A 12491-nucleotide genomic window follows, 5' to 3' on the forward strand; every position below is an offset into this window, starting at 1 on the left:
CTGGCTGCAACCGCTTCAAAAACGCTGTATGCAACCACACAGCGCTAAAACCACAAGAATAAAAAAGATCCGAGGTGTTGCATGTCCGAGTTATCCGAACCGCGCATCCCCGCCGCACCCGCTATCCAGCGCCTGCCCCTGTTGCAGTTGATCCTGGTGGGCCTGCAACACGTTCTGCTGATGTATGGCGGCGCCGTCGCCGTACCGCTGATCATCGGACAGGCCGCCGGCCTGGGTCGTGAGGAAATCGCCTTTCTGATCAACGCCGACCTGCTGGTGGCCGGTATCGCCACCGTGGTGCAATCCCTCGGCATCGGTCCCATGGGCATCCGCATGCCGGTCATGATGGGGGCCAGTTTCGCCGCCGTCGGCAGCATGGTAGCCATGGCCGGCATGCCCGGCATCGGCATGCCCGGGATCTTCGGCGCGACCATCGCCGCCGGTTTCTTCGGCCTGCTGATCGCTCCGTTCATGTCCAGGATCGTGCGCTTCTTCCCGCCCCTGGTCACCGGCACCGTGATTACCGCCATCGGTCTCTCGCTGTTTCCAGTGGCGGTGAACTGGGCCGGCGGCGGCAGTGCCGCGACACAGTTCGGCTCGCCGATCTACCTCACGGTGGCCGCGCTGGTACTGGCTACCATCCTGTTGATCAACCGTTTCATGCGCGGTTTCTGGGTGAATATCTCGGTACTGATCGGCATGCTCCTGGGTTATGTGCTGTCCGGCGTCATCGGCATGGTCGACCTCAGCGGCCTGGCCCAGGCGCCCTGGTTGAAAGTGGTCACCCCGCTGCATTTCGGCGTGCCGCAGTTTCACCTGGCACCGATCCTGTCCATGTGCCTGGTGGTGGTGATCATCTTCGTCGAGTCCACCGGGATGTTCCTCGCCCTGGGCAAGATCACCGGCCAGGACGTCACCCCGCGCATGCTCCGGCGTGGTTTGCTGTGCGATGCCGGAGCGTCGTTCCTCGCCGGCTTCTTCAATACCTTCACCCACTCCTCCTTCGCCCAGAACATCGGCCTGGTGCAGATGACCGGCGTGCGCTGCCGTTCGGTGACCATCGTCGCCGGGATCTTCCTGATCGTCCTCAGCCTGCTGCCCAAGGCCGCGTTCCTGGTCGCCTCGATTCCGCCGGCGGTGCTGGGTGGCGCGGCCATCGCCATGTTCGGCATGGTCGCCGCCACCGGGATCAAGATCCTCCAGGAAGCCGACATCTCCGACCGACGCAACCAGTTGCTGGTGGCGGTGAGCATCGGCATGGGCCTGATCCCCGTGGTACGGCCGGAGTTCTTCGCCCATCTACCGCTGTGGATGGGCCCGATCACCCACAGCGGTATCGCCATGGCGACCTTGAGCGCCGTGTCCCTGAACCTGCTCTTCAACGTGCTGGGGGGCGCGGAACGGGCGGCACTCAGCGGGCATGTTCACTCGCACTGAAGCCCTTGCCGGCGGAATCGAGCGCTCTGGCACGGGGCGCTTGAGCCCTGCGGCGCGAGTCAGTATGCTGCGCGCCCGCTCGAATCCGCTCAAACAAGCTATCACCACCGACACCTGAGCCAAGCGCCAGCCGATCCCGGCGCGGCCCCCCTCAAGGCCTATCGAAGCACTCCCGCTCGACTGTCCCACGGACAGCCGGACGAGGCGTCTTTGACCTTTTTTTGCCTTGATCCAGTCCCTGCCAAGAGCAGGCAGGCTGGCCAATCGGTGGTGGTACACAAAGAAAAAAGGCGCCAGACCCAGAACGCCGAACGACGGAAATCGTGGAACCACTGACCTTAAGGAGCACACCGATGAAGCGCACTTGTACGAGCCTGATATTGTCCGCCACCCTGCTGGGCACGGGAGCCGCCTGCGCAGGCGACCTGCTGCAATGGCAGAACAACAGCCTGACCTACCTGTACGGCAAGAATTTCACCGTCAACCCGCAGATCCAGCAGACCGTCACCTTCGAGCACGCCGACGCCTGGAAGTACGGCGACAACTTCTTCTTCCTCGACCGGATCTTCTACAATGGCAAGGCCGATACCCGCCTCGGCCCGAACACCTACTACGGCGAGTTCACCCCGCGCCTGTCCATGGGCAAGATCTTCGACCGTTCGTTCGCCTTCGGCCCGGTCAAGGACGTGCTGCTGGCCATGACCTACGAGTTCGGCGAAGGCGACACCAACGCCTACCTGTTCGGCCCCGGTTTCGACCTGGACGTCCCGGGGTTCGATTACTTCCAGCTGAACTTCTACCAGCGCCATACCGACAGCAACCGCCCGGGCAGCAATATCTGGCAGATCACCCCGGTCTGGTCCTACACCTTGCCGGTGGGCGGTTCCGATGTGCTGATCGACGGCTATATGGACTGGGTGGTGGACAACGACCGCAATGCCCAAGGAACCTACCACGCCAACCTGCACTTCAACCCGCAGATCAAGTACGACCTGGGCAAGGCCCTGCATTGGGGCGAGAAGCAGCTGTACGTGGGGATCGAGTATGACTACTGGAAGAACAAGTACGGCCTGGAAAGCACCGGCGAGTTCAAGACCAACCAAGACACCGCGAGCCTGTTGATCAAGTACCACTTCTGATGCTGTCGTGAGTCCTGCGGCGCCGGGTCGGCCGCCATCGCCGGCAAGCCGGCTTGTACAGTTGTGCGCATCAGCACAGATCGTGGCCATGCCCAAAACCCTGCGGGAGCCGGCTTGCCGGCGATGGCGGCTGAGGAGATGGCGCAGGGTTCAAGGACCTGACCGGGCGCTCCTGCAATATGCCCATGCAGGCGTGTGGAAGGGCCATTCTTGAGCCTTGCGCAACCCCGGTGCTACCATGCCCAACCGCCCGGGCCGGCAAGGAAAAACCTGGTTTATGAGCACCATCCGCGAACGCAACCGTGAACTGATCCTGCGCGCCGCCAGCGAAGAGTTCGCCGACAAGGGCTTCGCCGCCACCAAGACCAGCGATATCGCGGCCAAGGCCGGCCTGCCCAAGCCCAACGTCTACTACTACTTCAAATCCAAGGACAACCTCTACCGCGAGGTGCTGGAAAGCATCATCGAGCCGATCCTCCAGGCCTCGACGCCGTTCAACCCGGCGGGCGTACCCGCCGAGGTGCTGGCCGGCTATATCCGTTCGAAGATCCGCATCTCCCGCGACCTGCCGTTCGCCTCCAAGGTCTTCGCCAGTGAAATCATGCACGGCGCGCCGCACCTGAGCCCCGATCAGGTGGAACAGCTCAACGCCCAGGCCCGGCACAATATCGCCTGCATCCAGACCTGGATCGACCGCGGCCTGATCGCCCCGCTCGACCCCCATCACCTGATGTTCAGCATCTGGGCCGCGACCCAGACCTATGCCGATTTCGACTGGCAGATCTCCTCGATCACCGGCAAGGCCAAGCTGGAAGATATCGACTACGAAGCGGCGGCACAGACCATCGTGCGGTTGGTGCTCAAGGGCTGCGAGCCGGACCGATAGACCGCGGCGCGCCATTCGCGGGCAAGCTCCGCTCCCACAGATTCCCGGCCGCACCGAATATTTGTGCGCGAGCACGGACATTGTGGGAGCGGAGCTTGCCCGCGAAAGCGTCCGCCCAAACAACAAAAATCAGACTGACACCCCGGCATCCGCCACCAACCCCAATGCCTCGACCGCACTGATCGCACACTGCTCGTCGATATCCGAAGTATCCCCGGTGATCCCGATGGCGCCGATCACCTGCCCGCCCTGATCACGAATCAACACCCCGCCCGGCGCCGGCACCACGCTGCCCTGCCCCAGGCTGTTCAACGCCGCCACGAACGCCGGCCGCTGCTGCGCATCCAGCGCCAGCAAACGCGAGCCCTTGCCCAGGGCGATCGCCCCCCAGGCCTTGCCGATGGCGATCTGCGGACGCAACAGGCTAGCCCCGTCCTCGCGTTGCAAGGTCACCAGGTGACCACCGCCATCCAGCACCGCAATGGTCAGCGGTGCTGCCGAAATGGCCCGGCCGGCAGCAATCGCCTCACAGGCCAGACTGACTGCGACGTTCAAGGTTAAAGCGCTCATGGTGCCGTCCTTATCGAGTGAGGGAGAGCCGTTGACGCTCAGTTTCCGAAGGCGTCCGGCCAGATTAATAGAACACAATATAATATATTTTTGTATACAAAAATACGACGAAGTCTACTCAAAATCCAGACAAACGGCCTCAGAACCGATCTGCCAGTCATTTTAGAAAAGGCATTGACCAGCGCCACCCAGCGTGAATACACTCGCCACACAGCAACTTGTATACAATTATAAAACGCAAGAGGCACAAAATAATGAGCAAAATGAGAGCAATCGAAGCTGCCGTCCTGGTGATGCGCCGCGAAGGGGTGGACACTGCCTTCGGCATTCCCGGTGCCGCGATCAACCCGCTGTACAGCGCGTTGCAAAAGCTCGGCGGTATCGATCACGTCCTTGCTCGACACGTCGAAGGCGCCTCGCACATGGCCGAGGGTTACACCCGCACCAAGGCCGGCAATATCGGCGTGTGCATCGGCACTTCGGGCCCGGCCGGCACCGACATGGTCACCGGCCTGTACAGCGCCAGCGCCGACTCGATCCCGATCCTCTGCATCACCGGCCAGGCACCGCGGGCACGGCTGCACAAGGAAGACTTCCAGGCCGTGGACATCACCAGCATCGTCAAGCCGGTGACCAAGTGGGCAACCACCGTGCTCGAACCCGGCCAAGTGCCTTACGCCTTCCAGAAAGCCTTTTATGAAATGCGTTCCGGCCGCCCCGGCCCGGTGCTGATCGACCTGCCGTTCGATGTGCAGATGGCGCAGATCGAATTCGATATCGACGCCTACCAGCCGCTGCCACTGGCCAAGCCAAGTGCCACCCGCATCCAGGTCGAGAAAGCCCTGGCCCTGCTCGACCAGGCCGAACGTCCGTTGCTGGTGGCCGGTGGCGGCATCATCAATGCCGACGCCAGCGAGTTGCTGGTGGAGTTCGCCGAACTGACCGGCATTCCGGTGATTCCGACCCTGATGGGCTGGGGGACGATTCCCGACGACCACCCGCTGATGGTCGGCATGGTCGGGTTGCAGACCTCCCACCGCTACGGCAACGCCACGCTGCTCAAATCCGATCTGGTGCTGGGCCTCGGCAACCGCTGGGCCAACCGGCACACCGGCTCCGTGGAGGTCTACACCGAAGGACGCAAGTTCATTCACGTGGACATCGAGCCGACCCAGATCGGCCGCGTATTCACCCCGGACCTGGGCATCGTTTCCGACGCCGCCGCGGCCCTGACCGTGTTTATCGAAGTGGCCCGTGAATGGCAGGCCGCCGGCAAGCTCAAGGATCGCAGTGCCTGGCTCGCCGATTGCCAGCAGCGCAAGGCCAGCCTGCAGCGCAAGACCCACTTCGACAACGTGCCGGTCAAGCCCCAGCGCGTCTATGAAGAGATGAACCAAGTGTTCGGCAAGGACACCTGCTACGTCAGCACCATCGGCCTGTCGCAGATTGCCGGCGCGCAGTTCCTCCATGTCTACAAGCCGCGGCACTGGATCAACTGCGGCCAGGCCGGGCCCCTGGGCTGGACCATTCCGGCGGCGCTGGGGGTGGTCAAGGCCGACCCGAATCGCAAGGTGGTAGCCCTGTCCGGCGACTATGACTTCCAGTTCATGATCGAGGAACTGGCAGTCGGCGCGCAGTTCAAGCTGCCGTACATCCACGTGGTGGTGAACAACTCCTACCTGGGGCTGATCCGCCAGGCCCAGCGCGGCTTCGATATGGACTACTGCGTACAGCTGTCCTTCGACAACCTCAATGCACCCGAGCTCAACGGCTATGGCGTGGACCACGTGGCTGTCGCCGAGGGCCTGGGTTGCAAGGCCCTGCGGGTGTTCGAGCCGGAGCAGATCCAGGGCGCGCTGCGCCAGGCCCAGGCCATGATCGAGGAGTTCCGGGTGCCGGTGATTGTCGAAATCATCCTCGAACGGGTGACCAATATTTCCATGGGCACCGAGATCAACGCCATCAACGAGTTCGAAGACCTGGCACTGGTCGGCAACGATGCGCCGACGGCGATTGCGCTGCTCGACTGATCCCACACTTGCAGGAGACTGGCTTGCCAGCGCTGGCGCTATCACCTTCACCGCTGTTATCGCTGTGCCGGCAGTCAGCCCAAACACTTTGTATCGATTTGCAAGGAGACGCCCATGCCACGCTTTGCCGCCAACCTGTCCATGCTGTTCACCGAGCAGGATTTCCTGGCCCGTTTCAAGGCCGCCGCCGCTGCCGGTTTCAGCGGCGTGGAATACCTGTTCCCCTACGACTTCAGCTCCGCCGAGATCAAGGCGCAACTCGACAGCCATGGCCTGACCCAGGTGCTGTTCAACCTGCCGGCCGGCGACTGGGCCAAGGGCGAACGCGGCATTGCCTGTCACCCGGACCGGGTCGAGGAGTTCCGCGCCGGGGTCGACCTGGCCATCGCCTATGCACAGGTACTGGGCAATACCCAAATCAACTGCCTGGCCGGTATCCGCCCCCAGGGCTTCGACGACGCCTTTCTGGAAAAGACCTTCGTCGACAACCTCAGGTACGCCGCCGGCAAGCTTGAAGCCGTCGGCATCCGCCTGGTGATGGAAGCGATCAACACCCGCGACATCCCCGGCTTCTACCTGAACACCACGGCCCAGGCCCTGTCGATCCGCCATCAGGTGGGCAGCGCCAACCTGTTCCTGCAATACGACATCTACCACATGCAGATCATGGAGGGCGACCTGGCGCGCAGCCTGTCCGAGCACCTGGCCGAGATCAACCATGTGCAGCTGGCCGACAACCCCGGACGCCATGAACCGGGAACCGGAGAAATCAACTACCGGTTCCTGTTCGAGCACCTGGAGCGCATCGGTTACCAGGGCTGGGTCGGCTGCGAATACAAGCCGCTAACCAGCACCGAAGCCGGGCTGGGCTGGCTGAAAACCCATAACGCGATATAAGAAAAAGAGGACGTTATCATGGCTAAAATCGGTTTTATCGGCACTGGCATCATGGGCCATCCCATGGCCGCCAATCTGCAAAAGGCAGGTCACAGCCTGTTCCTGTCCCACCACCACGACGCCGCCCCGGTCGACCTGATCAATGCTGGCGCGGTGGCCCTGGCGAGCCCGAAGGAAGTCGCCCAGGAAGCCGAGTTCATCATCGTCATGGTGCCGGACACGCCGCAGGTCGAGGACGTGCTGTTTCGTGCCGACGGCATTGCCGCCAGCGTCGGCCCGGGCAAGATCGTCATCGACATGAGCTCGATCTCGCCCACCGCCACCAAGGCGTTCGCGGCCAGGATCAACGAGAAAGGCGCGCAGTACCTCGACGCCCCGGTATCCGGTGGTGAGGTCGGCGCCAAGGCCGCGACCCTGAGCATCATGGTCGGCGGCGACGCCCAGGCCTTCGCCCGCGCCCTGCCGCTGTTCCAGCACATGGGCAAGAACATCACCCTGGTCGGTGGCAACGGTGACGGCCAGACCGCCAAGGTGGCGAACCAGATCATCGTCGCCCTGAATATCCAGGCGGTCGCCGAGGCACTGTTGTTCGCCGCGAAGAACGGCGCTGACCCGGCCAAGGTCCGTGAAGCACTGATGGGCGGCTTCGCCTCGTCGAAAATCCTCGAAGTGCATGGCGAGCGCATGATCAAGGGCACCTTCGACCCGGGCTTCCGGATCAGCCTGCACCAGAAGGACCTGAACCTGGCCCTGGCCGGAGCCCGCGAGTTGAATATCAACCTGCCCAACACCGCCAATGCCCAGCAGGTGTTCAACACTTGCGCGGCCATCGGCGGCAGCCAGTGGGACCATTCGGCGCTGATCAAGGGCCTGGAGCATATGGCGAATTTCTCGATTCGCGAGCGTTAGGCCCCTCCCGGCTGAACGCAGTCAACTGTAGGAGCCGGCTTGCCGGCTCCTACAATGTTGCGTCGAACACAAATCCTGTAGGAGCAGAGCTTGCTCGCGAAAGCGGTCTTGCGCCCTCAAAGAATCCCCCTGACACACACCATGCCGAACACGTCCCACTGCCCCGACTGGGCAACCGCCCTGCTCAACGGCTTCAGCCAGATCTTCCTCCAATGCCATCCGCTCTGCGGCCTGTGCTGCCTACTGGCGATACTCCTGGGCGCCCCGACCCTGCTCGGCGGCGCGTTGCTCGGCGGTCTAGCCGGCCTGCTCACCGCCCAGCGTCGCGGCTACCCCAAGGCCGAGCGCCAGGCCGGTCTCTACAGCTACAACGGCGTGCTGCTGGGCCTGCTGATCAGCCTGCGGTTTCCCTGGTCGATACTGATCCCGCCGCTGATCATCGCCGCCTCCGGCCTGAGCGCGATTCTGGTCCGGCAATGGCTCAAATACACCGGCGACGCGCGGAGCCTGCCGGCCTACACCGCTCCCTTTGTCGGCCTGAGCTGGTTCTTGCTGGCGTTCACGGCCCCGGCCCAGAGCAGCGTGACAGTCCCCCTTGATGACGCCTTCGCCTACGCCAACACGGCTTTCATCGGCCTGGGCCAGGTCATGTTCCTCGACCAGCCCCTGGCGGCCTTGTCGATCCTCATCGGACTGCTGCTCGCCAATCGCCGCGCCGCCTTCTGGGCGGTCCTCGGCAGCACCGTCGGACTGGCCTTCACCCTCCTGCATGATCCGGCGTCCGCCACCCAGCTCGGGCTGGCCGGCTACAACCCGGCGCTGGTCGCGCTTGCCCTGAGCCAACGGCAGCGAACACCCTGGCCCGTGCTGATCGGCATGCTCCTGGCGAACCTGCTGACACCCGGTTTTTCCGCCCTCGGCCTGGCGCCGCTGACCGCGCCCTTTATCCTTGCCTGCTGGCTGGTTCGGGCCGGAGCCCGTGTATTGCACCAGACAAGCAACAGTAGACCGCAAGCCCAACGCTGGCCGGCAAAGGAAACGGGATCCTGAAAGCGCCGCAAAGCCTTGTGGGAGCCGGCTTGCCGGCGATGAGGCCCTCAAGTCATGCATCGCCCCTGAGAACGCCATCGCCGGCAAGCCCTACAAGAGAGCGCAGCCAATGCTCCCCCCAAAGCCCCCCGGCTTGCGCAATGATCGGCAATCCCCCACGCTTCCCGCATCCATAAGCTTGGGCAACACTTCATGAACAGTAACAACGACTGGCGCCAGCGGCTCTACGTCATGGTTTTCCAATCCGACACCGTCGCCGGCAGGCGCTTCGACAAAACCCTGCTGCTGATCATCCTCGCCAGCCTGGTGATCGTGATCCTCGACAGCATCGAGAGTTTCCACCAGACCTTCGCCGACGCCCTGGCCTATATAGAATGGGGCTTCACCATCATTTTCGCCATCGAGTACCTGCTGCGCCTGTACTGCTCGCCGCGGCCGCTGCGCTATGCCTTCAGCTTCTACGGGCTGGTGGACCTGCTGGCCATCGTGCCGGGGATCCTCGCGCTCTACTACAGTGACGCCCAATACCTGCTGATCATCCGCATCATCCGCATGCTGCGGATCTTCCGGGTACTCAAGCTCGGCCCCTACCTGAAACAGGCGCACTATCTGCTCGACGCTCTGCGCGGCAGCAAGCAGAAAATCCTGGTGTTCCTGCTCAGCGTCTGCACCCTGGTGATAGTGTTCGGCACCCTGATGTACGTGGTCGAAGGCCCGGAACATGGCTTTACCAGCATTCCCAAGGGCATCTACTGGGCTATCGTTACCCTCACCACCGTGGGTTATGGCGATATCGTGCCCAAGACCGTGCTGGGCCAGGTGATTTCTTCCCTGGTGATGATCACCGGTTACTCGATCATCGCCGTGCCCACCGGGATCTTCACCGCCGAACTGGCCAATGCCATGCGCGGCGATTCGCATAAGCACGACTGCCCGACCTGCGGGAAAAACAGCCACGAACCGGAAGCCTCTTTCTGCTCCCGTTGTGGGAATGCGCTATACAAGAAAATAGAATAAGCAAAGTATTTTTTAATCTTTAAATGACTATACCTGCGCCGTTATAGTTGCCGGCAAATTACCCCTCTCTCAGCTGAAACAAGGACTGCGCAGTGAAAAAAATTTTTGGCGCCTCACTTTTGGCCGCCGGCCTGGCCTTTGGCAGCCTGGCCCAGGCCGCACCGACTTTGCTGAACGTTTCCTACGACGTGATGCGCGACTTCTACAAAGACTACAACGTGGCGTTCCAGAAACACTGGCAGGCCGAGCACAATGAAAACATCACCTTGCAGATGTCCTTCGGCGGCTCCAGCAAGCAGGCGCGTTCGGTTATCGACGGGCTGCCGGCGGACGTGATCACCATGAACATGGCCACCGACATCAACGCCCTGGTGGACAACGGCAAGCTGGTCCCGGACAACTGGGTCACCCGTCTGCCGAACAACAGTGCGCCGTTCACTTCCGCCACCGTGTTCATCGTCCGCAAGGGCAACCCCAAGGTCCTGAAAGACTGGCCGGACCTGCTCAAGGACGGTGTCCAGGTGATCGTGCCCAACCCCAAGACCTCGGGTAACGGCCGCTACACCTACCTGTCGGCCTGGGGTTATGTGCTGAAGAACGGCGGTGACGAGAACAAGGCCAAGGAGTTTGTCGGCAAGCTGTTCAAGCAGGCTCCGGTGCTCGATACCGGCGGTCGCGCGGCGACCACTACCTTCATGACCAACCAGATCGGCGACGTGCTGGTGACCTTTGAGAACGAAGCGGAAATGATTGCCCGCGAGTTCGGTCGCGACCAGTTCGAAGTGGTCTACCCGAGCGTGTCCGCCGAAGCCGAGCCACCAGTGAGCGTGGTGGACAAGGTGGTCGACAAGAAAGGCAGCCGTGCGCTGGCCGAGGAATACCTGAAGTACCTGTGGTCGCCGGAAGGCCAGGAAATCGCCGCCAACAACTACCTGCGCCCGCGTGATCCGCAGGTGCTGGCCAAGTTCACCGACCGCTTCCCGAAAGTCGACTTCCTCTCGGTGGAAAAGACCTTCGGCGACTGGCGCACGGTACAGAAGACCCACTTCAATGATGGTGGCGTGTTCGATCAGATCTATAACGGCAAGTAACCGTCACCACGCGCTATTGAAAACACCGCCCCCCTCCAGGCGCCAGCTTGCTGGCGATGGCGCCCGCAAGATCAATGCAAGACGCCAGGGCCTCATCGCCGGCAACCGAGCGTCGACCGGCCGCTCCTACGAATCGGTGGTGTTTGCAAAATAACGCCTCCGTCTCTCACATCGGCGGCTTGAGCCCATTCTCACCCGCGGAAATCCCCGCTGCCGTCAGCTTGCCATCCGCCCCCTGCTGGGCAAACAGCACCACCTTCACCCCCGGCTTGAGCAGGCTGCGATCACTGGGTACCAGGTTGACGATGGGCACACCCTCCGGAACCACGACCGTCTTCTCACCGCCCTTGTAGCTCAGGGTCAGGGTCCGTCCATTGGCGACCTTCAACTCACCCACGCGGCCATTGGTCATGGTGCTGCCCTGCGCCAGGTCGAAAGGCCGGTGGCCATCCCCGGTGCCAGCCATCTCGGGCGGAAAGACATGCACTTCCATCGCCGTCAGCGTACCGTCCGGGCCCGGCATCGCCGCCGTGCCGATGTAGCTGCCGGGCTTGATATCCGAGAGCTTCGCGAGGGCCACCCCGCGAACCTGGGTGTCCTTGGTCATGCCGACCGTGACATTCTCGTTCGCGAGGGTATGCACCTTGAGCGCGTCCGCCTCGACCGCCGTGATCTCGCCACGCACCGCAACCCGCTGGGCCGGAGCATCGGCGGCCCGCGCAACGCCGACTGACATCAATACCGCCAGACTCATCGCCGAGGCCAACGCACCGCGGCCAGCCAATTTGCCGAAAATCGAATTCATGGGACGTCAGATTCCTTGGATGGGAGGTGAACGGTTCTCAATTCAACAGGACTGTTATAGCGCCGATCGCAGGACTCGGGGATGAAATATTGTCCTCACGGTTTCCCCCTCCCCTCAAAGGGCCTGTTTCCAGGCATCGCGAAATAACGTCCCATCGAGCAGGAGGCGGCTTCACAGCCGCCGTCCTCTCACACCACCGTACGTATGGTTCCGTATACGGCGGTGCAGGCTCAGGCTCGCCACCCTCAGTTTTGGCTGCTTGTGCCAACTCATCCCATAACCCAAGTAATCGCAGACCCAAGGCCGTGCTACGCGGCTCTTTTCCCGATTCAGCATCAGTTTCAAACGCTGGCTCAGGAAACGCTCGACGCTGGCCATTACTCGTTCGCCTGCACGGCAACTGCGCATATAGATGTTCGCATCGTCGGTATAGCGCACGAAACGTATTAATATCGTGCATAAGAGCGCCGGTTTTTAGATGTGTTTGCTCGCACGAAAATCATCCATAAAATCGGCGTTCTTGTTTGTGTCTTTCCCGAGATTCCGTGAAGAACCTTAAATATTCGTTCCTGGGAGATCGGCTCGATCTCGGCGGCGTTGCCGGCAGTACCAAATCATTAAAACTGTGCTGCCCCACATCTAGAAAGAAATACCTCTCAT

Annotated in this window: 11 protein-coding genes and 1 pseudogene; 9 read left to right on the plus strand and 3 right to left on the minus strand. The window is 62.0% G+C overall.

All coding sequences use genetic code 11. The features are described 5' to 3' along the window. The first annotated feature begins 81 nt into the window (after nucleotides 1-81). The 3 genes from M5B99_RS07455 (at nucleotide 82) to M5B99_RS07465 (ending at nucleotide 3462) form a co-directional block, all read left to right on the plus strand. Nucleotides 82-1437: a nucleobase:cation symporter-2 family protein gene (locus M5B99_RS07455; protein WP_248803425.1), complete on the plus strand. Its 1356-nt coding sequence runs from the start codon at nucleotides 82-84 to the stop codon at nucleotides 1435-1437. 353 nt (nucleotides 1438-1790) lie between these two features. Then, nucleotides 1791-2576 carry an outer membrane protein OmpK gene (locus tag M5B99_RS07460; protein WP_248803426.1) on the plus strand — a complete coding sequence of 262 codons (786 nt, stop codon included), beginning with the start codon at nucleotides 1791-1793 and terminating at the stop codon, nucleotides 2574-2576. A 277-nt stretch (nucleotides 2577-2853) separates the two neighbouring features. Next, nucleotides 2854-3462, plus strand: a complete 609-nt coding sequence (locus M5B99_RS07465; protein WP_248803427.1) for a TetR/AcrR family transcriptional regulator — start codon at nucleotides 2854-2856, stop codon at nucleotides 3460-3462. Nucleotides 3463-3591: 129 nt separating this feature from the next. Here the strand turns inward: M5B99_RS07465 and M5B99_RS07470 are convergent, their stop codons facing one another. Next, the gene (locus M5B99_RS07470) at nucleotides 3592-4032 is read right to left on the minus strand and encodes a GlcG/HbpS family heme-binding protein (protein ID WP_248803428.1); all 441 of its coding nucleotides are present in this window, start codon (nucleotides 4030-4032) and stop codon (nucleotides 3592-3594) included. Between the two features lie 254 nt (nucleotides 4033-4286). Here M5B99_RS07470 and gcl point away from each other — a divergent pair, with 254 nt between their 5' ends. The 6 genes from gcl (at nucleotide 4287) to M5B99_RS07500 (ending at nucleotide 11026) form a co-directional block, all read left to right on the plus strand. Beyond that, nucleotides 4287-6062, plus strand: a complete 1776-nt coding sequence (gene gcl, locus M5B99_RS07475) for a glyoxylate carboligase (protein ID WP_248803429.1) — start codon at nucleotides 4287-4289, stop codon at nucleotides 6060-6062. A 114-nt stretch (nucleotides 6063-6176) separates the two neighbouring features. Next, nucleotides 6177-6959, plus strand: coding sequence for a hydroxypyruvate isomerase (gene hyi / locus M5B99_RS07480; protein WP_248803430.1), 783 nt, complete (start codon nucleotides 6177-6179; stop codon nucleotides 6957-6959). Between the two features lie 18 nt (nucleotides 6960-6977). Beyond that, nucleotides 6978-7868, plus strand: a complete 891-nt coding sequence (locus tag M5B99_RS07485; protein WP_248803431.1) for a 2-hydroxy-3-oxopropionate reductase — start codon at nucleotides 6978-6980, stop codon at nucleotides 7866-7868. A gap of 141 nt (nucleotides 7869-8009) precedes the next feature. Continuing rightward, nucleotides 8010-8918 (plus strand): urea transporter, encoded by a 909-nt coding sequence (locus M5B99_RS07490; RefSeq protein WP_248803432.1) that lies wholly within the window; start codon nucleotides 8010-8012, stop codon nucleotides 8916-8918. A 192-nt stretch (nucleotides 8919-9110) separates the two neighbouring features. Beyond that, nucleotides 9111-9935, plus strand: a complete 825-nt coding sequence (locus M5B99_RS07495; RefSeq protein WP_248803433.1) for an ion transporter — start codon at nucleotides 9111-9113, stop codon at nucleotides 9933-9935. A 92-nt stretch (nucleotides 9936-10027) separates the two neighbouring features. Then, a complete protein-coding gene (locus tag M5B99_RS07500) occupies nucleotides 10028-11026 on the plus strand; it encodes a sulfate ABC transporter substrate-binding protein (RefSeq protein ID WP_248803434.1) in 999 nt (332 codons plus the stop codon). Nucleotides 11027-11192: 166 nt separating this feature from the next. Here M5B99_RS07500 and M5B99_RS07505 read toward each other — a convergent pair whose 3' ends face one another. Next, entirely contained in the window at nucleotides 11193-11831 is a 639-nt protein-coding gene (locus M5B99_RS07505; RefSeq protein ID WP_248803435.1) for a DUF5666 domain-containing protein, read from the minus strand. 174 nt (nucleotides 11832-12005) lie between these two features. Beyond that, nucleotides 12006-12275, minus strand: a pseudogene (locus M5B99_RS07510) (group II intron reverse transcriptase/maturase); the annotation flags it as partial. Between the last annotated feature and the right edge of the window lie 216 nt (nucleotides 12276-12491).

Source organism: Pseudomonas sp. MWU13-2100, from assembly GCF_023242365.1.
Classification (GTDB): Bacteria; Pseudomonadota; Gammaproteobacteria; order Pseudomonadales; family Pseudomonadaceae; genus Aquipseudomonas.